Annotated in this window: 19 protein-coding genes and 2 tRNA genes; 9 read left to right on the forward strand and 12 right to left on the reverse strand. The window is 69.2% G+C overall.

The window, feature by feature from the left end:
* Positions 1 to 88: 88 nt before the first annotated feature.
* From AMK10_RS26925 to pknB, 4 genes are all read left to right on the forward strand, one after another.
* Positions 89 to 1570 (forward strand): Stp1/IreP family PP2C-type Ser/Thr phosphatase, encoded by a 1482-nt coding sequence (locus AMK10_RS26925; RefSeq protein ID WP_073750632.1) that lies wholly within the window; start codon positions 89 to 91, stop codon positions 1568 to 1570.
* A 21-nt stretch (positions 1571 to 1591) separates the two neighbouring features.
* Positions 1592 to 2992 carry an FtsW/RodA/SpoVE family cell cycle protein gene (locus AMK10_RS26930; RefSeq protein WP_073750634.1) on the forward strand — a complete coding sequence of 467 codons (1401 nt, stop codon included), beginning with the start codon at positions 1592 to 1594 and terminating at the stop codon, positions 2990 to 2992.
* The gene (locus tag AMK10_RS26935) at positions 2989 to 4446 is read left to right on the forward strand and encodes a peptidoglycan D,D-transpeptidase FtsI family protein (RefSeq protein ID WP_073750636.1); all 1458 of its coding nucleotides are present in this window, start codon (positions 2989 to 2991) and stop codon (positions 4444 to 4446) included. The genes AMK10_RS26930 and AMK10_RS26935 overlap by 4 nt, the downstream gene beginning before the upstream one ends.
* A 168-nt stretch (positions 4447 to 4614) precedes the next feature.
* Complete coding sequence (pknB, locus tag AMK10_RS26945) at positions 4615 to 6576, forward strand: Stk1 family PASTA domain-containing Ser/Thr kinase (RefSeq protein ID WP_073750638.1); 1962 nt, start codon at positions 4615 to 4617, stop codon at positions 6574 to 6576.
* Positions 6577 to 6729: 153 nt separating this feature from the next.
* Here the strand turns inward: pknB and AMK10_RS26950 are convergent, their stop codons facing one another.
* The 5 genes from AMK10_RS26950 to AMK10_RS26970 all read right to left on the reverse strand — a co-directional run bounded on the left by AMK10_RS26950 (position 6730) and on the right by AMK10_RS26970 (position 10641).
* Positions 6730 to 7458, reverse strand: a complete 729-nt coding sequence (locus AMK10_RS26950; protein ID WP_073750640.1) for a class E sortase — start codon at positions 7456 to 7458, stop codon at positions 6730 to 6732.
* A 26-nt stretch (positions 7459 to 7484) separates the two neighbouring features.
* Entirely contained in the window at positions 7485 to 8957 is a 1473-nt protein-coding gene (locus AMK10_RS26955; RefSeq protein WP_073750642.1) for a class E sortase, read from the reverse strand.
* Positions 8954 to 9592 carry an aminodeoxychorismate/anthranilate synthase component II gene (locus tag AMK10_RS26960; protein WP_073750644.1) on the reverse strand — a complete coding sequence of 213 codons (639 nt, stop codon included), beginning with the start codon at positions 9590 to 9592 and terminating at the stop codon, positions 8954 to 8956. Before AMK10_RS26960 ends, AMK10_RS26955 begins: the two co-directional genes overlap by 4 nt.
* Positions 9589 to 9777 (reverse strand): hypothetical protein, encoded by a 189-nt coding sequence (locus AMK10_RS26965; RefSeq protein ID WP_073750646.1) that lies wholly within the window; start codon positions 9775 to 9777, stop codon positions 9589 to 9591. The genes AMK10_RS26960 and AMK10_RS26965 overlap by 4 nt, the downstream gene beginning before the upstream one ends.
* A gap of 138 nt (positions 9778 to 9915) precedes the next feature.
* Positions 9916 to 10641: a DUF881 domain-containing protein gene (locus AMK10_RS26970; protein WP_073750648.1), complete on the reverse strand. Its 726-nt coding sequence runs from the start codon at positions 10639 to 10641 to the stop codon at positions 9916 to 9918.
* Positions 10642 to 10819: 178 nt separating this feature from the next.
* Here AMK10_RS26970 and crgA point away from each other — a divergent pair, with 178 nt between their 5' ends.
* Positions 10820 to 11074: a cell division protein CrgA gene (gene crgA, locus AMK10_RS26975; RefSeq protein WP_073750650.1), complete on the forward strand. Its 255-nt coding sequence runs from the start codon at positions 10820 to 10822 to the stop codon at positions 11072 to 11074.
* 242 nt (positions 11075 to 11316) lie between these two features.
* On the opposite strand, the gene AMK10_RS26980 is transcribed toward crgA, so the two are convergent.
* A complete protein-coding gene (locus AMK10_RS26980) occupies positions 11317 to 12222 on the reverse strand; it encodes a rhomboid family intramembrane serine protease (RefSeq protein WP_073750652.1) in 906 nt (301 codons plus the stop codon).
* Between the two features lie 159 nt (positions 12223 to 12381).
* Complete coding sequence (locus AMK10_RS26985) at positions 12382 to 12909, reverse strand: peptidylprolyl isomerase (RefSeq protein ID WP_073750654.1); 528 nt, start codon at positions 12907 to 12909, stop codon at positions 12382 to 12384.
* A 348-nt stretch (positions 12910 to 13257) separates the two neighbouring features.
* Between AMK10_RS26985 and AMK10_RS26990 the strand changes: the two genes are divergently transcribed.
* Positions 13258 to 13983: a DUF5324 family protein gene (locus AMK10_RS26990; protein ID WP_073750656.1), complete on the forward strand. Its 726-nt coding sequence runs from the start codon at positions 13258 to 13260 to the stop codon at positions 13981 to 13983.
* 440 nt (positions 13984 to 14423) lie between these two features.
* On the opposite strand, the gene AMK10_RS26995 is transcribed toward AMK10_RS26990, so the two are convergent.
* Positions 14424 to 14496, reverse strand: a tRNA-Ala gene (locus tag AMK10_RS26995).
* Between the two features lie 169 nt (positions 14497 to 14665).
* Here AMK10_RS26995 and AMK10_RS27000 point away from each other — a divergent pair.
* The gene (locus tag AMK10_RS27000) at positions 14666 to 15214 is read left to right on the forward strand and encodes a helix-turn-helix domain-containing protein (protein ID WP_073750658.1); all 549 of its coding nucleotides are present in this window, start codon (positions 14666 to 14668) and stop codon (positions 15212 to 15214) included.
* A gap of 263 nt (positions 15215 to 15477) precedes the next feature.
* Positions 15478 to 16854 (forward strand): serine/threonine protein kinase, encoded by a 1377-nt coding sequence (locus tag AMK10_RS27005; protein ID WP_073750660.1) that lies wholly within the window; start codon positions 15478 to 15480, stop codon positions 16852 to 16854.
* 4 nt (positions 16855 to 16858) lie between these two features.
* Here the strand turns inward: AMK10_RS27005 and AMK10_RS27010 are convergent, their stop codons facing one another.
* Both AMK10_RS27010 and AMK10_RS38270 read right to left on the reverse strand, forming a co-directional pair.
* Complete coding sequence (locus tag AMK10_RS27010) at positions 16859 to 18193, reverse strand: hypothetical protein (RefSeq protein WP_073750662.1); 1335 nt, start codon at positions 18191 to 18193, stop codon at positions 16859 to 16861.
* A gap of 1014 nt (positions 18194 to 19207) precedes the next feature.
* The gene (locus AMK10_RS38270; protein WP_003958712.1) at positions 19208 to 19342 is read right to left on the reverse strand and encodes a DLW-39 family protein; all 135 of its coding nucleotides are present in this window, start codon (positions 19340 to 19342) and stop codon (positions 19208 to 19210) included.
* A 282-nt stretch (positions 19343 to 19624) separates the two neighbouring features.
* Between AMK10_RS38270 and AMK10_RS27020 the strand changes: the two genes are divergently transcribed.
* Positions 19625 to 19984 carry a DUF6344 domain-containing protein gene (locus AMK10_RS27020; RefSeq protein WP_073750666.1) on the forward strand — a complete coding sequence of 120 codons (360 nt, stop codon included), beginning with the start codon at positions 19625 to 19627 and terminating at the stop codon, positions 19982 to 19984.
* A 386-nt stretch (positions 19985 to 20370) separates the two neighbouring features.
* Here the strand turns inward: AMK10_RS27020 and AMK10_RS27025 are convergent.
* Positions 20371 to 20447: transfer RNA gene (locus AMK10_RS27025), tRNA-Ile, on the reverse strand.
* A gap of 71 nt (positions 20448 to 20518) precedes the next feature.
* Positions 20519 to 21115 (reverse strand): DUF3566 domain-containing protein, encoded by a 597-nt coding sequence (locus AMK10_RS27030; protein ID WP_073750668.1) that lies wholly within the window; start codon positions 21113 to 21115, stop codon positions 20519 to 20521.
* Positions 21116 to 21139 lie beyond the last annotated feature (24 nt).

A 21139-nucleotide genomic window follows, 5' to 3' on the forward strand; every position in this document is an offset into this window, starting at 1 on the left:
TGACGAAGGACCCTGCCGGGCTCCCGACCGGAGGGTGGGCAGTGTGGCTCGAGACCGGCTGTACCCCGAACCGACGGGTGAGGTGCGCATGAGCTTGTCCCTGCGCTTCGCCGCCGGATCGCACAAGGGCATGATCCGGGAAGGCAATGAGGACTCCGGTTACGCCGGCCCCCGCCTTCTCGCCATCGCCGACGGCATGGGCGGCCAGGCGGCCGGAGAGGTCGCCAGCTCCGAGGTGATCTCCACCCTCGTCCAGCTCGACGACGACGTCCCGGGCTCGGACATCCTCACCTCGCTCGGCACCGCGGTCCAGCGGGCCAACGACCAGCTGCGCGTCATGGTCGAGGAGGACCCCCAGCTGGAGGGCATGGGCACGACGCTCACCGCTCTGCTCTGGACCGGTCAGCGCCTCGGCCTCGTACACGTCGGCGACTCCCGGGCCTACCTCCTGCGTGACGGCGTCCTGACGCAGATCACCCAGGACCACACCTGGGTCCAGCGCCTCGTGGACGAGGGCAGGATCACCGAGGAAGAGGCCACCACCCACCCGCAGCGCTCCCTGCTGATGCGGGCCCTGGGCAGTGGTGACCACGTCGAGCCCGACCTCTCCATCCGCGAGGTCCGCGCCGGCGACCGGTATCTGATCTGCTCCGACGGCCTCTCCGGCGTCGTCTCGCACCAGACCATGGAAGAGACCCTGGCCAGCTACCAGGGCCCGCAGGAGACCATCCAGGATCTCATCCAGCTCGCCCTGCGCGGCGGCGGTCCCGACAACATCACCTGCATCGTCGCCGACGTCCTGGACGTCGACAGCAACGACACCCTGGCCGGGCAGCTCAACGACACCCCGGTCATCGTCGGCGCGGTCGCCGAGAACCAGGCCGCCCAGGCGAACGACGGCCGGGCCATGGAGACACCCGCGGGACGCGCGGCCGGACTCGGCCGTCCCGTGCCGCCCCCGGCCGGAGGCTTCGGCCCTCCCGGCAGCGGCGACGACATGGGCTACGGCTCGGGTCCGGACGGCGCCTTCAACTCGTACACCGACGACGACTTCGTGAAGCCGCGCAAGGGACGCAGGTGGGTGAAGCGTTCGTTCTACATCGTGCTGGCGCTCGCCGTGATCGGCGGCGGCGTCTACGGCGGCTACCGCTGGACCCAGACGCAGTTCTACGTGGGCGCGAAGGACGACAAGGTCGCGCTGTTCCGCGGCATCAGCCAGGACCTCGCCTGGGTGTCTCTCTCGAAGGTCGAGGAGAACACCGAGATCGAACTCAAGTACCTCCCGTCTTACCAGCGCGGGAAGGTCGAGGCGACCATCGCCGAGGGCAACATCACCGAGGCGCGCAAGAAGATCGACGAGCTCGAGGCACAGGCCTCCGCCTGCAAGAAGGACGCGCAGCGCCGCGCGGCCGAGGCGGACACCAACGCCGCCAAGGACCAGGACGAGAAGGCCGACAGCACTTCCGCCAAGTCCCCCGCCGAGGGGACCAAGACGAACGCGACTCCCACTCCCGGCCCCAGCCTCTCGGAGGAAGAGAAGAAGCTGGCCCTGCAGTGCGGTAAGCAGTAAGCCGTAGGGGGCCTTCAGCACATGAGCGTTGTCACCAACACGACCACCATCGGCGCGATCGACGCGCCGAGCCGTCGCAACACCGAGCTGGTACTGGTCGCCTTCGCCGTTCTCATCTCGGTGTTCGCGTACGCCAACGTGGGACTCGCCATCAACGGCGAGCTGCCCTCGGGCATGCTCGGTTACGGGCTCGGCCTCGCCCTGCTCGGCGGCGTCGCGCACATCGCGGTCCGCAGATTCGCGCCGTACGCGGATCCGCTGCTGCTCCCGCTGGCGACGCTGCTGAACGGCCTCGGTCTGGCCGTCATCTGGCGGCTGGACCAGTCCGAGCGTTTCCAGGCGACCGACAACTTCGTCGCCGCCGCCTCCAAGCAGCTGCTGTTCTCCGCGGCGGGCGTGGCCCTGATGGTCGTGGTCCTCCTGCTCCTCAAGGACCACCGCATCCTGCAGCGCTACACCTACATCTCCATGCTGGTCGCGCTGTTCCTGCTGATCCTCCCGATGTTCTTCCCCGCGGTGAACGGCGCCAAGATCTGGATCAAGATCCCCGGCGTCGGCACGATCCAGCCGGGAGAGTTCGCCAAGATCATCATCGCGGTGTTCTTCGCCGGTTACCTCATGGTCAAGCGCGACGCCCTGGCCCTGGCCAGCCGCCGCTTCATGGGGCTCTACCTGCCACGCGGCCGTGACCTCGGGCCGATCCTCATGGTGTGGGCCTTCTCGATCCTCATCCTGGTCTTCGAGACCGACCTCGGCTCCTCGCTGCTGTTCTTCGGCATGTTCGTCGTCATGCTGTACGTCGCCACCGAGCGCACCAGCTGGATCGTCTTCGGCCTGCTGATGTCCGCGGCGGGCGCCGTCGGCGTGGCCATGTTCGAGCCGCACGTCCAGCAGCGCGTCACCGCCTGGCTCGACCCCTTCGCCGGATGGGGCGAGCTGGCGGCCAGCGAGCAGATGGCCAAGTCCCTGATGGCCTTCGGCTCGGGCGGCACCCTCGGCACCGGTCTCGGCCAGGGCAACTCCGACCTCATCGGCTTCGCCGCCAACTCCGACTTCATCCTCGCCACCGTCGGCGAGGAGCTCGGCCTGGCGGGAATGATGGCGGTCCTGCTCGCCTACGGCCTGATCGTCGAGCGCGGCGTCCGCACGGCACTCGCCGCGCGCGACCCCTTCGGCAAGCTCCTGGCGATCGGGCTCTCCGGCTCCTTCGCCATCCAGGTCTTCGTCGTCGCCGGCGGTGTCATGGGCCTCATCCCGCTGACCGGTATGACCATGCCGTTCCTCGCGGCCGGTGGTTCGTCCGTCATCGCGAACTGGGCCCTGATCGGCATCCTGATCAGAATCAGCGACACCGCCCGCCGTCCCGCCCCGGCCCCCGCACCGTCCCCGGACGCCGAAATGACCCAGGTGGTCCGACCGTGAACAAGCCGCTCCGCAGGATCGCCATCTTCTGCGGGATCCTGGTCCTGGCCCTGCTGATCCGCACCAACTACATCCAGTACGTCCGTGCCGACGAGCTCAACTCGAACGAGCACAACCGTCGCGTCCAGATCGAGCGCTACGCCCATGAGCGCGGCAACATCATCGTCGACGGGGAGCCCGTCACGGGCTCCGTGGAGACCACGGACAGCGACTTCAAGTACAAGCGCGTCTGGAAGAACGGCCCCATGTGGGCGCCCGTCACCGGCTACTCCTCGCAGGCCTTCGACTCCTCGCAGCTGGAGAGCATCGAGGACGGCATCCTCACCGGCAACAGCGACCAGCTGTTCTTCGACCGCACCCTGTCGATGTTCACCGGCGAGAAGAAGACCGGCGGGAACATCGTCACCACCCTCGACGGCAAAGCCCAGAAGGCCGCCTTCGAGGGCCTCGGCGACAAGAAGGGCGCCGTCGCCGCGCTCGACCCGCAGACCGGCGCCATCCTGGCGCTGGCCAGCACCCCTTCGTACGACCCCTCGGTCTTCGCGGGCAACTCCATGAAGGACTCCGACGCGCGGCAGAAGCTCCTGGACGACAAGGACAAGCCGATGCTGAACCGGGCCCTGCGGGAGACCTACCCGCCCGGCTCGACGTTCAAGGTCGTCACGGCCGCGGCGGCCCTGGAGAACGGCCTCTACACCGACATCGACGCGAAGACGGACTCCCCGCTGCCCTGGCGGCTCCCGCAGTCGACCAACCTGCTGCAGAACGAGGGCAGCATCCCCTGCAAGGACGCCTCGCTCCGGGAGGCCCTGCGCTGGTCGTGCAACACGGTCTTCGGCAAGATGAGCGACGACCTCGGCAACAAGAAGATGATCGAGCAGGCCGGCAAGTTCGGCTTCAACGAGGAAGTCTTCACTCCGGTCCGGGCCGACGCCAGCGTCTACCCGGAGGACAACCGCCCGCAGAACGCCATGGCGGGCATCGGCCAGGCATCCAACCGCGCCACTCCGCTCCAGATGGCCATGGTGGCCTCCGCGATCGCCAACGACGGCAAGCTGATGCAGCCCTACATGGTCGCCGAGCGCCAGGCACCGAACCTGGACGTCATCTACACGCACGAGAAGGAGCAGCTGAGCCAGCCGCTCTCGGCGGAGAACGCCCAGAAGGTGCAGCAGATGATGGAGACCGTGGTCAAGGACGGCACGGGAACCAACGCGCAGATCGACGGCGTCACCGTGGGTGGCAAGACCGGCACCGCGCAGCACGGCCTCAACAACAGCGAGAAGCCGTACGCGTGGTTCATCTCGTACGCCAAGACCGACAGCGGCTCCCCGGTCGCCGTCGCCGTGGTGGTCGAGGACGGCAACGCCAACCGGGACGACATCTCCGGTGGCGGCCTCGCAGCACCGATCGCCAAGAGTGTGATGAAGGCGGTACTCGACGGAAAGAAGTGACAACCGTCACAACTTCTGTCCACACCAGCACATTGGGATACCGGTCGGATATCAGCTGAAGGGTGCGGGCCGATCACGCCGGGCGTGCCCGGTAGCGTATGCCCGAACAGCGCACCGCCGGACCACACACGGGTGCGGTCGGGACTGACGGAGAGGGCTGGATCAGTTATGGAAGAGCCGCGTCGCCTCGGCGGCCGGTACGAGCTGGGCTCGGTGCTCGGCCGTGGTGGCATGGCCGAGGTCTACCTCGCGCACGACACCCGGCTCGGCCGCACCGTCGCTGTGAAGACACTGCGGGCCGATCTCGCCCGCGATCCGTCCTTCCAGGCACGGTTCCGCCGTGAGGCCCAGTCGGCCGCCTCGCTCAACCACCCCGCGATCGTCGCCGTCTACGACACCGGCGAGGACTACGTCGACGGGGTCTCCATCCCGTACATCGTGATGGAGTACGTCGACGGCTCGACCCTCAGAGAGCTTCTGCACTCCGGCCGCAAGCTCCTGCCCGAGCGGACCCTCGAAATGACGGTCGGGATCCTCCAGGCTCTGGAGTACTCCCACCGCGCGCAGATCGTCCACCGCGACATCAAGCCGGCGAACGTCATGCTGACGCGCACCGGCCAGGTCAAGGTCATGGACTTCGGCATCGCCCGCGCCATGGGTGACTCCGGCATGACGATGACCCAGACCGCGGCCGTCATCGGCACCGCCCAGTACCTCTCCCCAGAGCAGGCCAAGGGCGAGCAGGTCGACGCACGCTCCGACCTGTACTCCACCGGCTGCCTGCTCTACGAGCTGCTGGCCGTCCGGCCGCCGTTCGTCGGTGACTCCCCCGTCGCGGTCGCGTACCAGCACGTGCGCGAGGAGCCTCAGCCTCCCAGCAACTTCGACTCCGAGATCACGCCCGAGATGGACGCGATCGTGCTGAAGGCGCTGACCAAGGACCCCGACTACCGCTACCAGTCGGCCGACGAGATGCGCGCGGACATCGAGGCCTGCCTCGACGGCCAGCCGGTCGCGGCCACGGCGGCGATGGGTGCCGTGGGCTACGGCGGTTACGACGGCTACAACAACGACCAGCCCACCACGGCTCTGCGTGCGACGGACCCGGGCGGCGCCCAGACGTCCATGCTGCCCCCGGTCAACCCCGACGACGGCGGCTACGGCTACGACGACCGCCCGGACCGCCGGCGCCAGAAGAAGAGCAACACCTCGACGATCCTCCTGGTCGTCGCCGGCATCCTGGTGCTGATCGGCGCGATCCTCATCGGCCGTTCGGTGTTCAGCTCCACGGACGGTGACACCGGCAAGGTCGACGTGCCGAACATGGTCGGCTCCACGGTCGACGAGGCGCAGAAACTCGCGGACAACTCCGAGATCGTCCTCAAGGTCGGCGGCAGGGAGCCCTGCGAGGCCCAGGAGAAGGACGCGATCTGCAGCCAGACCCCTTCCGCGGACGAGCAGATGGAGACCGGCGAGACCGTGACGGTCGTCGTCTCCACCGGCGCCCCCAAGGTCGAGGTCCCGGACGTCCTGGAGAAGTCCGAGGACAGTGCCCGCAAGGCGCTGGAGGACAAGGGCTTCACGGTGAACGTGAAGACGGCCGAGTCCGACAAGACCCCGGACACCGTCATCGCGCAGGACCCCGAGGGTGGCTCGGAGGTCGAGAAGGACAGCGAGATCACGATCACGGTGGCCAAGGAGAAGCTCCTCGACCTGCCGGCGCTGACCCGGACCTACGCCGAGGCGGAAGCCCAGCTGCGGGCCATCGGATTCACCAACATCTCGCGGCAGGACGTCGACTCGGATCAGCCGAAGGACATGGTCGTCGGCCAGACGCCGGAAGGCCCGAGCAAGCAGGCCAAGGACGCCCAGATCGTCCTGAAGGTCTCCAAGGGCCCCGCCCAGCCGGAGCAGGTCACCATCCCCGCCGACATCCTGACCAAGCGCTATCAGGACGTGAAGGGGCAGCTCGAAGGGCTGGGTCTGGTGGTCGCACTGGCTCCCAACTCGGTCGACAAGCCCGGTGCCAGGGTGATGGGCAGCGACCCGGCCCCCAACAGCCAGGTGGCCAAGGGGAGCACGGTGACCCTGACGACCATCGAAGGCGGCGGGGGCGGCATCTTCGGCTGACGCCCAGCCGTACGCACGGACAAGCACAGGGCCCCGGTCACCGTTGAAGTGACCGGGGCCCTGTGCTTGTCCGTGCGTCTGCGGTTCCGCGGGCTTCGTGGTCAGCGCGGTTCCGCGGGCTTCGTGGTCAGCGCGGTTCCGCGGGCTTCGTGGTCAGCGCAGCTCCGCGGGCTTCGTGCGGTCCCTGTCCACCTTCTCCGTGCGCACCAGCTCGCCCCACACGATGTAGCGGTACTTCGACGTGTACACGGGCGTGCAGGTGGTCAGCGTGATGTAGCGGCCGGGCTTCTTCACGCCCGACCCCTTGGGCACCGGGGCGATCGCGTCGACGTTGAACTTCGACGTCTCCGGCAGCTCCGCGTAGACCTTGTAGATGTACCAGGTGTCCTTGGTCTCGAAGACGACCGCGTCACCCTTCTTCAGCTTGTCGATGTTGTGGAACTTGGCGCCGTGGCCGTCCCGGTGCGCGGCGAGCGCGAAGTTGCCCTGCTCGTCCGAGGGGAGGGCCGACTTCACGGGGTCGGTGTAGTAGCCGGCGATGCCGTTGTTGAGGGTGGCGGTGTCGGTGCCCTTCTTGACCAGCACCTCGCCGTTCTTCATGGCCGGGACATGGAGGAACCCGATGCCGTCCCTGGTGTCCAGCGCACCCGGCCCGCCGGCCCAGCGGTCGCGGACGGTGTTGCCCTGCTTGTCGGCGGCACGGTCCGCGAGGACGTTGGTCCACCACAGCGAGTAGACGACGAAGAGGCCCAGCACCAGACCGGCCGTGATCAGCAGCTCACCGAAGAGACTCACCGCCGTCGCGACGGGATGGCGCTTCTTGTACCTCACCGGCGGTGCCGGCTCGTCGACGCGCTCTTCGTGCTCGGTCCTCGCTGCCACCGCACCCGTCCCTGTCGTGATGATGTTCAGCCGACGAGCGCGTCGGGCTTCCCCTTGCTCCGCGGCCGTTCGTCGACCATTTTGCCCCACACGATCATTCGGTACGTACTCGTGAATTCCGGCGTGCAGGTCGTCAGCGTGATGTACCTGCCCGGGCCGGTGAAACCGGACCCCGGCGGCACCTCGTCGATCACGGCCACGTTGGACGGCGACGTCTGCGGAAGGATGCTCGTCATCTCGTACGTGTAGTAGGCGTCCTGCGTCTCGACCACGATCGGATCGCCCGGCTTCAGCTTGTTGATGTAGCGGAAGGGTTCGCCGTGAGTGTTGCGGTGGCCCGCCACCGCGAAGTTGCCCTTCTCGGCCGAAGGCATCGCGGTCTTCAGCGTGCCCTCGCTGTAGTGACCGATCATGCCGCGGTCGAGCACCTTCTCCTTGCTGATGCCCTCGGCGATGGGCGCGACCACGTCCAGCTTCGGGATGTGCATGATGGCGAATCCCTGACCGGGCTCGAAGGCACCGGGGGAGCGCTCGCCGCTCGCCCAGTCGTCCTGGATCTTGTTCGTCTCGCGGCCTGCGATCTGATCAGCGCGGACGTTGGTCCACCAGAGCTGATACGTCACGAAGAGCAGCATCAGCACGCCGAAGGTGATGAAGACCTCGCCGACGACCCGGCTGGCCACGACGGCGGGGCTGTCCTTGGCGGCGCGTGCCGCCCGTCTGGCCTCCAGACGCGACATCGGGACCGCGGGCTCAGCGGCCTCCGCCTCGGCGGCACGCTGCGGTTCGGGCCGCCGTCTGCCGCGCCCCTTGGCCGCCCGTCTGCGCTCGGCCCTACCGCCCGTCGGCAGGTGCTCGGCAGGGGGCGGGGGGACGTCGGCCGGGGTGTGCCGCGAGGCGTCCCGTGTGTCGGACGTCCGCAGGGCGATCGTCTCGTCGTGCCGGAGCGCACGGGCGCCGGGCACCGCAAGGCCGTCGGCGGGGCCGGGCGCTCCTGGCCCTCCCGGACCGGCCACGGGCAGCACCGCCGTGACGTCGGGCACCGCGGCCGGTGCTTCGGCTATCAGCCCACCGGGTTCACGCATGGCGTCGGGTTCACGCGTCACCGGCCCGGGTCCACGCGTCACCGCTGTGGGATCGGGCATCGCCGTAGCGGGTCCGGGCATCGCCGCGGTCCCCTGGACGGTGCCCGCCCGGGGGGCCGCATGGGCCGCCTCCGGCCCCTGCTGCCCGTACCAGTCCCGCTGATACCCCTCCGGGTCGTACCACTCGCCCGGGGGCTCCACGGCCCCCTGAGCCGCCGCCTGGGGCATCGGCACCGCCCCGACGTCGGGCCGGGCGGTCTCCTCCCGGAACCAGGGTGACGCGTGCTGCCCCGGAAGCGGATCGTTCAGCGGGTCCGCTAGCTGGTCCACCGCCGCCTCGAACGTGCCGTCGGGCTCGTACGCACCCTGCGCGTACGGGCCTTCCTGCCCGGCGCCGGGGCGGAGCGAGGTCACGCCGCGGCCTTGCCCACCACCGGGGCCAGCCCCGTCGATCTCCCGACTGCGCCCACGTCACCGCAGCCCTCCAGCCAGTTGGCGAGCATCAGATGACCGTGTTCCGTGAGCACGGACTCGGGGTGGAACTGCACGCCCTCGACGGCATGTTCACGATGGCGCAGCCCCATGATGATGCCGTCGGCGGTGCGCGCCGTGACCTCGAGCTCGGGCGGGACCGTCGCCGGTTCGGCGGCGAGCGAGTGATAGCGGGTCGCCGTGAACGGGGACGGCAGGCCGGCGAACACCCCCTTGCCCTCGTGCAGGACGGGCGAGGTCTTGCCGTGCAGCAGCTCGGGCGCCCGGTCCACCACACCGCCGTACGCGACGGCCATCGACTGCATGCCCAGGCAGACTCCGAAGACCGGCACGCCACTGCGCGCGCAGTGGTGCACCATCTCGATGCAGACACCGGCCAGTTCGGGTGTGCCGGGTCCGGGGGACAGCAGGACTCCGTCGAAGCCGTCGTCGGCGTGTGCCGTGGTCACCTCGTCGTTGCGCACCACTTCGCACTCGGCACCGAGCTGGTAGAGGTACTGGACGAGGTTGAAGACGAAGCTGTCGTAGTTGTCGACGACGAGAATGCGTGCGCTCACTGACCGGACCCCGCTCCGCTGGTGCTTTCGCCGTCCACCGTCACATCACCGAACGGGAGCAAGGGCTCCGCCCAGGGGAAGACGTACTGGAAGAGCGCGTAGACAACGGCCAGGACGAGCACGAGCGAGATGAAGCCCCGCACCCATGCGTTGCCCGGCAGATGCCGCCAGATCCAGCCGTACATGCTGTTGCCTCCATTCGGTACGGCACCAGACTAAACGGCCGGGGCACGGGCGTGGGTCAGCTGTGGAAAGCCGCCGGTACGGCGTCCGTCACAGCGTGGCGCGGCGCGTGCCGGCCCGTGGGTCCGGGCGTCCCGCCGCTATTCCACAGGCTGTGCGTAATGGAGGTCGACCGTGCCCGAGTAGCCGGGAAGCGTCACCTTGTCGTCCTCCTCGACCTTCCAGCCCAGCCCGTACGCCTTCACGTACAGCTGGTAGTTCTGGATCGCCGTGGAGTCGTTGAGCGCCTGCCTGAGCTTCTCCCGGTCACCGACGGCGGTGACCTTGTAGGGAGGGGAGTACACCCGGCCCTGCAGGATCAGGGTGTTGCCGACGCAGCGCACCGCGCTGGTGGAGATCAGGCGCTGGTCCATCACCTTGATCCCCTTCGCTCCGCCCTCCCAGAGGGCGTTGACGACGGCCTGCAGGTCCTGCTGGTGGATGACGAGGTCGTTGGGCTGCGGCTCGGGGTATCCGGGGTTCGCGGTCGCGTTCGGCGGGGCGTCGTTCAGCGTGACGGCGAGCGCCTCACCGGTGACCGGTGTCGTGCCCGCGGCCTTCTCCAGCGCGTCGAGCTCGGCGTCCTCGGCACGGGTGCTCCCGTCGTCGCGCCGGGCGAGGGAGTCGATGTCCGCCCGCACGGACGCGGTCGATTCGTCCAGCTCCGCGTTCTTCTCGCTGCGCTGCTGAATGAGATCGGAGAGCTTCAGCAGGGAGGAGTCCGTACGGATATCGGTCCCCTTGGCCGTATTGGCGCTGGTGACGAAGATCAGTCCGGCCAGAGCGAAAACGGCAGCGGTGAGGCCCTGGACCGGCCACCGGGACATGCGCCGGGCCGGACCTCGAGGAGATTCGGCAGAATTGCTCAACGTACCCTTATCTCCTTAGGCGCCACGGAAGCACTACGCTAACGGACGCCCCGGGGAGGCAGCATTCCCCCTCGCGCCCCGGCGCAAGCCACAGATCCCTGCGCGGTCACGCAGCGCATCGACAGGAGAGTCCCTCGTGCCGAAGTCACGTATCCGCAAGAAGGCAGACTTCACGCCTCCGCCCGCCAAGCAGGCGACGAGCATAAAGCTGACCAACCGCAGTTGGGTGGCGCCGGTGATGCTGGCGCTCTTCCTGATCGGTCTGGCCTGGATCGTGGTCTTCTACGTCACCGAGGGCGATCTGCCGATCAGCGCACTGGGCAACTGGAACATCGTGGTCGGCTTCGGGTTCATCGCCGGTGGCTTCGGCGTCTCCACACAGTGGAAGTAGCTCTGCCCCGAGTTACCCACAAGGTTATCCACAGGTAGGGGAAAAGGTCAGACGATCTGTGGATAACTTCCCTCGAGGTTGACACCGGTGTGACTACACACTTACGCATCGCGAGAGGGTACGCCCCTTGTCCTGACTGGGAAAACCCGGTTCAGCGACAAGGGGCACACCTGTTCCCCACGTCATGCACAAGATCCGGCACGCTCTGTGGACAACCACACCTCTGGAGCAACGGATTCCGCTCAGGTGAGCGCAGCGGTCCTGGCGAGGACGATCCCCACGACCGCCAGCAGAACCAGCGCGCACGCGCCGTACTGCACGAGATTCCGGCGCTCGCGCGGGGCGTGGACCATGGCGATGGCGATCAGCGCGCCGGCGACCAGCCCGCCCACATGAGCCTGCCAGGCGATCCCGCCCCAGGTGAAGGTGAAGACCAGGTTCACCACGAGCAGCACGATCACCGGCCGCATGTCGTAGTTCATCCGGCGCATCAGCACGGCCGTGGCTCCCATCAGACCGAACACCGCACCGGAAGCACCGAGGGACCCCTGCGCGGGGTCGGAGGTCAGATAGGTGAGCGCGCTGCCCGCGAGGCCCGAGAGCAGATAGAGGGCGAGATAGCGGGCGCGGCCCAGGGCGGCTTCCAGCGGTCCGCCGAGCCACCACAGCCCCATCATGTTGAAGGCGATGTGCAGCACCTCCTGGTGCAGGAACACCGACGTCAGCAGCCGGTACCACTGGCCCTCGGCCACCCCTTCGATGCCGACCGACGGATCGCCGGAGTAGGCGCGGCCGAACAGCAGCAGATCGTCGACCAGCGGGCGTCCCGCCGCCAGCACGGCGATGAAGACGGCGATGTTGATGCCGAGCAGGATCTTGGTGACCAGCCTCGGGTCGGCCGCGACGCTGCCGCCCGCGAGGGTCCGCGGCCGGCTCGCCGCGGGGTGGTGGCCCGTGCCCGTCGCCTCGCGGACGCACTCCGGGCACTGGAAGCCGACGGAGGCCCCGATCATGCAGTCCGTGCAGATCGGCCGCTCGCACCGGGTGCAGCTGATCCCCGTCTCCCTGTCCGGATGGCGATAACAGGTGGGAGGACCGCCCGCAGCCGCGGACCCGTCCTGGTCTTCCGGCGGCTGGTGCTTCTCCATCGGTCACGGCCCCTTCGGTCCTCGTCCGTGGAGGCGGCACACATGCGGCCGCCCCGCTCGCCCGTTATGTAACAGTACGGACGAGCAGGGCGGTTGGTTCCCCGCGCGGGGGTGCGGCCTGTCGGGTCAGCGGCCCCGCAGGCCGGCCGAGCCGACGGGTCAGCGGGTCTCGATGACGACCGACTCGATCACCACGTCCTGGAGCGGACGGTCGGTGCGCGGGTTGGTCGGAGCCGCGGCGATGGCGTCCACGACCTTCCTGCCCGCCTCACCGGTGACCTCACCGAAGATCGTGTGCTTGCCGGTCAGCCAGGCGGTGGGCGAGACCGTCACGAAGAACTGGGAGCCGTTGGTGCCCGGGCCCGCGTTGGCCATGGCCAGCAGGTAGGGCTTGGTGAAAGCGAGGTCCGGGTGGAACTCGTCGCCGAACTCGTATCCGGGACCGCCCGTGCCGTTGCCCAGCGGGTCGCCGCCCTGGATCATGAAACCGCTGATGACGCGGTGGAAGACAGTTCCGTCGTACAGCTTGTCCGTGGACTTCTTGCCGGTCGCGGGGTTCGTCCACTCGCGCTCGCCCTGGGCGAGCTCGATGAAGTTCCTGACCGTCTTGGGCGCGTGGTTCGGCAGAAGCCGGATCTCGATGTCGCCCTGGTTGGTCTTCAAAGTGGCGTAAAGCTGCTCGGCCACGATCTGCCTTCCGTAAGTCTTCGCTGATGACCTCCGATCCTCGCACGGGGGCGCTCCTCAACAGCCCGGTCATCGCCCTGGGACATGCCGCACTCACCTCGTTGCCCGGTTTCCCGCACCTTTTCCACACGTCCTGCGGGACAGATGCGCCCAAGTGCCGGACGACACGGAGCGCCCCGGCGCGAACCGTGGCATCGTCAGCGGCACGCTCCCCTTGCACCACATTGCCCGAGAATGACGCTCGTGACCCGGATGCCCGTCCCGCATGGCGCTCGATGGCTCAGCGGGCATGATTTCGAAATGGGTGGATAGGCGGAGTACCTACCCGCCACCAAGGAGGAGGATCCCGTGACCCGCATCGACAGCGTGCGCGCCGCAACCTACTCGGCGAAGGACAGCGCGCAGCACGCCGCGGAAGTGGTGGCGCCTTACGCCGACACGGCCAAGGAACAGGCCGCGCACTACGCGCAGGAGGCTCGCGCACTGCTCGCGCCCAAGGTGTCGAAGGCAGCCGCGCAGGCCCGTGTCCAGTACAGCGCGCATCTCGCGCCCCGCATCGAACAGGCTCGTACCCATGTGCCGCCCAAGGTCGACGAGGCCGCACACAAGGCCGCCGTCCGGACGCGCAGCGCCGCGCGGACCGCGGCGGACTACACCGTGCCGCGCGTGGAGTACGCGGTGGCGGCCAGCCGCCCGATGGCCGAGGAGGCCACCGCGCGCAGCACGGCCGCGCTCGCCGCGCTCCGAGGCCAGGTGACGGCCAAGGAGATCCAGAAGATCGTCAGGAAGCACGAGCGGCGGGCCAAGGCAGGCAAGTTGGCCAAGGGCTTCCTCGTGCTGGGCGCCCTGGCGGGCGGAGCCTTCGCCGCGTGGAAGTGGTGGGACAAGCAGGCCAACCCGGACTGGCTGGTCGAGCCGCCCGCCCCCACCGAGGTGGGCGACGACCGCGCCCCACTGACCTCGGTCGACGGCAGCGGCCAGCCGCTGCTCGACCCGGAGGTCCGTGCCAAGCAGGACGAAGCGGAAGCCGGACCTGACGCGGCGGACGGCACCGACCGCGACGACAAGCACTGACCCGGACCACCGGGAACGACGCCCATGAGGGGCGCCGGAAGGCCTCAGGGCCTTCCGGCGCCCCTCATGCCGTGCCGCGCAGCGCCCCTCTGCCGCGCCGCACGTAAAGAGCCCTCATCCGGGCCGGCATGGCTCGAGGAGCGCCGCACAAGCCCACCAAGACGTGCCGCTCGGCCCGCTAGCGGGCCCGGAGTCCATGAGGGTCCCGGCGACGACCGTTTCACGTGAAACAGGGACTCCTGCTGTTTCACGTGAAACGGGGGAAGCCTGTCCAGGTACCGGGCCGGCACCCGAAGCGGCGGGCGACGCCAACGGCAGCAAGGGGGGACTCCGGGCCCGCCCATCCGGCCCATACCTCTCCCTGAGCCGCGCCGGGAAACCTCCCCCGAACACAAGAACGCCCCTGACCTGCTGAAACACAGGTCAGGGGCGTTCTGCTGTGGAGCCTAGGAGATTCGAACTCCTGACATCTGCCTTGCAAAGGCAGCGCTCTACCAACTGAGCTAAGGCCCCGAAAACGGGCACCACAGGACGCATCCCTGCGGCGATGTCCGTCGCAGAACAGAGTACCGGGTGACCCCCTGAAACCTGCAAAAGGATTGGGACTCCCCGTCGACAACGGCTCTCCGTAAGATGCACGACGAGGTTCGCAGCAGCGAAGCCGCAGCGAAGGGGAGACGCAATGGACGCAGCGCAGCAAGAGGCCACGGCTAGAGCCCGGGAGCTCCAGCGCAGCTGGTACGGGGAGCCGTTGGGGGCGCTCTTCCGCAGGCTGATCGATGACCTCGGCCTCAACCAGGCACGCCTCGCCGCGGTGCTCGGGCTGTCCGCGCCCATGCTCTCCCAGCTGATGAGCGGCCAGCGGGCCAAGATCGGTAATCCGGCGGTCGTCCAGCGGGTCCAGGCCCTCCAGGAGCTCGCCAGCCAGGTCGCGGACGGCAGCGTCAGCGCGGGAGAGGCCACCGACCGGATGGAAGAGATCAAGAAGTCCCAGGGCGGTTCGGTCCTGACCACCACCGGGCAGACCGCCACCACCGGCGGGGCCCCCACCGTGCGGCGCGTGGTCCGCGAGATCCAGTCGCTCCTCCGCTCGGTCGCCGCGGCCGGCGACATCATCGATGCCGCCGACTCCCTCGCCCCGGCCCACCCCGAGCTGGCAGAGTTCCTCAGGGTGTACGGAGCGGGGCGCACCGCCGACGCGGTCGCGCACTACGAAGGCCACCAGAGCTAGGGGCTTTCGTCCGGATCAGGCCGGGCCAGAGAGCGGGGTCCGGTGCCGTGCGGCGCAGGCGGAGGAGGGAGCCATGGCTGGGCCATGGCGACCGATGACGACGCCGCGGGGTGCGGTGCCGGGGCACGCGAACCCGGCACGATCCGGACGGGAGGCACTGAGGCACGACCCAGTCCCGGGAACCGCCCCGGGCGGCAGAGCCGTGGCAGTATCCCGACAGCCGGGGCACGGACCGATACGGGAACGGGAGCGGGCGCAGCGCAATGGGTGAGGTCTTCGCTGGTCGGTACGAGCTGGTGGATCCGATCGGACGTGGTGGGGTCGGCGCCGTCTGGCGCGCATGGGACCACAGACGCCGCAGGTATGTGGCGGCCAAGGTCCTCCAGCAGAGCGACGCGCACACACTGCTGCGCTTCGTCCGTGAACAGGCGCTGCGTATCGAGCATCCGCATGTCCTCGCCCCGGCCAGCTGGGCGGCCGACGACGACAAGGTCCTGTTCACGATGGATCTGGTCAGCGGCGGATCGCTGGCCCATGTCATCGGCGACTACGGGCCTCTCCCCCCGCGTTTCGTCTGCCTTCTGCTCGACCAGCTGCTCTCCGGGCTGTCCACGGTGCATGCCGAGGGGGTCGTGCACCGGGACATCAAGCCGGCCAACATCCTGATGGAGGCCACCGGTACGGGACGGCCGCATCTGCGGCTCTCCGATTTCGGTATCTCGATGCGCAAGGGCGAGCCCCGGCTGACGGAGACCAACTACGTCGTCGGAACGCCCGGTTACTTCGCACCCGAGCAAATGATGGGTGCGGAGCCGGATTTCCCGGCGGACCTGTTCGCCGTGGGTCTCGTCGCCCTCTATCTGCTCCAGGGTCAGAAGCCCGACTCCCAGGCGCTGATCGAGTACTTCGCGGCACACGGCACCCCCGGCGCCCCTCAGGGTGTGCCGGAGCCCTTGTGGCAGGTTCTCGCGGGACTGCTGCAGCCGGACCCGCACGCCCGTTTCCGTACGGCGACAGGCGCGCGCAAGGCCCTGGCCGAGGCGGTCGAAATGCTGCCGGAGCCCTCTGCGGACGACGAGCCGGTGGAGGTGTTCGATCAGATCGGCCCCCTGCCCGCCGGATTCGGCCCCGAAGGCCCTCGAGCACCCCAGACCCCCGGAGGCCCGGAGGGGCCCGTGAGCGGCCCTCAGACGCCCGTACAGGCCGTCGGTGGCATCTCGCTGCCCCACCCGTCGCCCCAACCGCCACAGCAGCCCCAGGGAGCGGGACAGCAGCCGTACGCGCCGTACCCGGCAATGTCCGAGACGGGCAGCTTCCACCTCGCCCCGCCCCCGCAGCAGTCGGCTCCCGTGCCGCAGGCGGCTCAGGGAGCGCAGCCGCAGCCGTCCCCCTACGCCGACGGCACCCCGCCGGACTTCGCGCAGGCCGCCACGACCTCCGTGCCGTACGGGGCGGCGCCGCCCACCCGCGCCTATACCGCCCAGCACCCGCTGGCCCCCGGGACCACGGCTCCTCCCGTGCCCGCCCCGCAGCCGGCCCCCGTAAAACGGCCGGGACCACCCCCGAAGGTGGCGATCCCGGTCCTGCTGGTGGCTCTGATCTGCTTCGCGGTGGGAATCTGGGCGCTCACCCAGACCTGACCCGCTACCAGGCTTGGGGCGGCGGCCCCCCGAGCGGCTGCTGCCCGCCCGCGCCCGGCGGCACGGCGGCAGCCTGGCGCCTGGCGAGCAGCGTCCACACCCCGAGTCCGAGCACCAGCACGGCACCCGTTCCGATCCCGGCCGCGGCCACCATCTTCATCGTGTCGCTCTCACCGGCCTCGGGCGCGCTCTGCCCGCTCTTGGCCATGTCCCTGTCGTCATCGGTGACACCGAAGATCCCCGCGTCCCCCTGATAGGGAGACGGCTCGCTGTCGTTAACGACGTTGATCTTGAGCGTCAGTCCGATGGGGTCGGTCCCGTAGTGCTCGGCGACCTCGGGGGAGAGCGTCACCGAAAGGTAGTACCAGCCGGCGAAGCGCATCGCGCTGACGTCCGAGGCGATGTCGTTGCGGTTCTCGTAGGCCACCGGGGGCAGCGGGTCCAGCGCCACCGAGTTCGGCGCCCCGGAGTACGACAGCGTCGCGTCCTCCACATGACCACGCATGGGGTTGTCCAGAGACACCGCCAGGACGTTGCCGAGGTACTCGGTCGACTTTCCGCTGTTGCTCAGCGCGGCCGTGGCGAAGATCTGCTGGCCCCAGTCCACGGGCACCCGGTAGAAGCGCGTCTGTCCGGGTGCGACGGCGTCCACCCATTCACCGGACTCCAGGCTGGTCGCGTCGTAGTAGCTGGTGCCTCCGGCCCGCTTCTGCTTCCCCGGGGCCGGTGCGGGTGAGGCGGAGGACCAGTCCTCCGGCGCCTCGGTCGGCGGCGTCTCGCCGTCCTTCAGCGCGGGCTCGGTCTCGAAGCGCAGCTCCAGGTCCCATGCTTCGGGGGACGACGTCGCCTTGCTCTCCCGCTCGACGAGGACGTTGTACGTGCCGCCCGCCTGACAGATCGTGCTGTCCTTCTTCACGGTCCGATGGGCGTACGCGGTGATCGGGCGCGGGAACTCCGCCGACGCGAAGTCCGCGTCCTCGGAACTGCAACGGTTGTCGTCGAGGTCCCTGAGGCTGATCGTGATGCCGTCCCCGTAGGCGACCTTTCCGCCGATCCTCGGGACGGCCACCGCGGAGACGTACGCATTCGTGATGTCGTCCAGCTCCAGGCGGTAATAGAGCTTCTGGCTCCCCTTAATGGAGCTCTTGTAGACCGCCCCGGGCTTCAGCTCCTCCGCGTCGGCGTTCGTCTCCGCGCCCCGGACCGATGTCGCCGCGGGATCGAAGGTGTACGCCGCGGGGCCGTCGGCCGCGTGCGCCTGACCCGGCAGCGCCGCCACCGCGCACATCGCCGCGAGCGACGCGAGCATCACCCGGCCCCTGTTGCGCTGCCTGTTCACGCGCTTCCCCTCGTCGTCTGCGTGCCTGCTCTGCGCCGCCTGCCCACGAGCACGAGCCCGGCGGCCAGTACGGCCGCGGCGCCCGCGCCGGCGGCGGTCGCGATGCCGGTCCATCCTGCACCGGCCGTACCACCGGTGTCTGCCGCCACCGCCGATTTGCCGTCGTGGCCCGTACGCAGGGCCGCGGGCTTCCCGCTGTACGGCGCCGTCGCACGGACCTCGCCTCCGCCGTCGACCGGGAGCCGGCCGGCGTGAACAGCCGCGTCCCACCGTACGAATGGAGGAAGGAACCACCCTCCACCGTGGGCTCGTTGACGTGACTCCGTTGCCCAGCGGCACCTCCACGCCGTACACGATCCACAAGGGCCAACGGGCGCCGTCCGACACCTTCTTGCTCTGCCGTTCGACGACGAGCCGGCAGTAGCCCGGCTCGACGCAACGGCGGCTGGCGTTCTCGGACCTGATCCGGGACACGGCCGAGGCCAGCGGGGTCGATCCGGTCGCCATTCAACCGGTAGCCGTCCACGGAGAGTTGTGCGGAGCGCTGGTGCTGCTGAGCGAGGGCGTCGGCGTCCGGGGCGTGGTCGCAGCGCCCATTGCCCGCCCTCCGACGCATGCAGGCTGTTCGCGGACCGCGCCCCCGACAGTGGAAGCCCAGCAGGCCGGCCGGGTGTCCGTCGGGCAGCGCGTGGACGACGGCTCCCACCGCCGCACGGGCGCTCGCCGTACAGGTCCGCCACCGAAGCCGTCGCGGGCAGCACCGCCGCCACCAGGGCGAACAGTGCGCCGCCCACCATCGCCGCCGTCACCGGCGTACGGCGTCGTCGCCCCGCCCTCGTCTGCGATCCCACCGCATCCCCCTCGGCCACCCACATCAGACGCTTTGCTCAAGCAACCTAATGATTTGCTTGGGTGAACTCAAGAGTGCGGGCGCCACAGTCACGCAACACGGACCCCGGGCAGCACAAAGCCCCGGCCGCTCGGCGACCGGGGCTTCTAGCAGACTGTTCCGTCTCACACACCCGAACCTGCGGGCACGGAGTCGGTCGCCTCCGTCCACAGATCCTGCTCGGCGCGATCCGCCTGGATCTGGCGGTACACGAGGAGCCCGCCGATGGCGGCCAGTGCGACCAGGAGAAGCTTCTTCACCGCGCGACCTCGTCTTTCCTTGACGTAAGGGACTTCTGCCGCCCGACTATACACACCGGCCGATACCGTTCGGTGACCTCCCCGGAACCCGGCCGCCACCCCTTCCGGACACCCGTCAGGACCTCCCATGACCCCCCGGAAGCAGCTTTTCGGGCCGGTTGAACCATACGAGTGGTGTTCATCAGAAGATCGGCGCACCGGGGGCGTCGGTCCCGGATTCCACGGCCCGGATCCACATCATCGGAAAGGTAAGCAAACCGGACCACCTGAAAGCGAGGGGCCATGAGCACCTTCAGGGTCAAGAGCATCTGGACCGCCTTCATCACCGCCTTCTTCGCACTTCTCGCCTCGCTGGGCCTCGCCACCGCCCAGGCCACGGCCGCCGAGCCCACGACCACGAGCCAGGAGCACACGGGTGCGACCGCGGCAACCGCGACCACCCCGTCGGTGCGATGGACCCTTCCGCGTGACAGGGCGCTGCCACCCACGATGAAGCAGCGCATCCGCGCCGAGGCGCACGGATCCTCCCCGGCCACCCGGCAGCTGTCCCCGGACGCCACCGACGCGGTGCACGCGACGAACAGCACCCGCTCCACCCACGGCGCCACACCTGCCGGGGACTCGTCCCCGCTGCCCCCCTGAGCGCCCAGCGCACACGCCCAGGCCCCTGGTCCGGTCCACGCCGGCGGGGGCCTTTTCCGTGCGCCGGTACGCGCCCCTTCAACGGGTGCGCCGCCCGAGCCTCTGCCACCGCACCGGAGCCCTCCCATCGGCGCCCCAGCGGCGCCCCGGGCGGCGTCCCCGGCACGCGGCCCACGGCCCTCCGGTGCCGCAACCAGACGAGCGCACAGGCCGGAACTCTCTCCACGCCCCGAAGCGCCCACGAGCCGGAACTCTCTCCACACCCCGGCGCACCCACGAGCCGGAACCTGACCGGCATCCCCGGGCCGGCATCCCCGGGCCGGAACCGGCCACGTCCCCGTACACGCAAGAACCCCCCACCGTGATCGGTGAGGGGTTCTTCTTGCTGGTGGGGCTAACAGGATTTGAACCTGTGGCCTCATCCTTATCAGGGATGCGCTCTAACCAACTGAGCTATAGCCCCGCCGCGCTGCTGCGCTGACTTCTGAAGATTAGCGCACGTCGGGGCCAGTCCCAAAATCGATACCCGGCGGCCTACTCGTCCTCGGCGAGAGTGAGCTCCACGCCACCCACGAAGCCGGCCGACAGGTTGTAGATGAACGCGCCCAGCGTCGCCAGCGCGGTGGCCAGCACCACGTCGATCACCGCGATGACCGAGGTGAAGATGAGGACGCGCGGCAGCGAGAGGAACGACTGCAGATCGAAGCCGTTGCTCTCGTTCGAACCGGTGGCCTCGCTGATCGTGCCGCCCACGGTGGAGAAGACGCCCATCGCGTCCATCACCATCCACAGGACCGCTGCGGCGACCACCGTGCAGATGCCCAGGGCGATGGAGAGCAGGAAGCTGACCTTCATCACCGACCACGGGTCGGCCTTGGCCACCCGCAGACGCGCCTTCCGGGTGCGCGGAGTGGTCCGTGCCCCCGTCCGGGGCAGCCGGGTCCCCTGTACGCCGCCCACGCCCTGTGCTCCGCCCTGTGTGCCGCCACCCTGCGTACCGCCCGCGGGGGACGGGTACGCCTGCGGCGGGTGGTAGGGCCCCGCCTGGCCCGGTGCGGGCTCCCGCTCACCGGGCAGAGGCCCGGTCGCATAACCCTCGTACTGCGGCTGAGGTCCCCGAGTGTCCGTCACAGTGCCCCCTTGGGAGTCCGTGGC

The sequence above is a fragment of the Streptomyces sp. CB02058 genome (assembly GCF_001905505.1).
Taxonomy (GTDB): domain Bacteria; phylum Actinomycetota; class Actinomycetes; order Streptomycetales; family Streptomycetaceae; genus Streptomyces.

Excerpts from the sequence above, each read along its gene's own strand:
- AMK10_RS26925 (WP_073750632.1), top strand. The coding sequence starts at position 89 with ATGAGCTTGTCCCTGCGCTTCGCCGCCGGATCGCACAAGGGCATGATC.
- AMK10_RS26930 (WP_073750634.1), top strand. The coding sequence starts at position 1,592 with ATGAGCGTTGTCACCAACACGACCACCATCGGCGCGATCGACGCGCCG.
- pknB (WP_073750638.1), top strand. The coding sequence starts at position 4,615 with ATGGAAGAGCCGCGTCGCCTCGGCGGCCGGTACGAGCTGGGCTCGGTG.
- AMK10_RS26965 (WP_073750646.1), bottom strand. The coding sequence starts at position 9,777 with ATGTACGGCTGGATCTGGCGGCATCTGCCGGGCAACGCATGGGTGCGG.
- AMK10_RS26970 (WP_073750648.1), bottom strand. The coding sequence starts at position 10,641 with ATGTCCCGGTGGCCGGTCCAGGGCCTCACCGCTGCCGTTTTCGCTCTG.
- AMK10_RS26980 (WP_073750652.1), bottom strand. The coding sequence starts at position 12,222 with ATGGAGAAGCACCAGCCGCCGGAAGACCAGGACGGGTCCGCGGCTGCG.
- AMK10_RS27000 (WP_073750658.1), top strand. The coding sequence starts at position 14,666 with ATGGACGCAGCGCAGCAAGAGGCCACGGCTAGAGCCCGGGAGCTCCAG.
- AMK10_RS27005 (WP_073750660.1), top strand. The coding sequence starts at position 15,478 with ATGGGTGAGGTCTTCGCTGGTCGGTACGAGCTGGTGGATCCGATCGGA.
- AMK10_RS27020 (WP_073750666.1), top strand. The coding sequence starts at position 19,625 with ATGAGCACCTTCAGGGTCAAGAGCATCTGGACCGCCTTCATCACCGCC.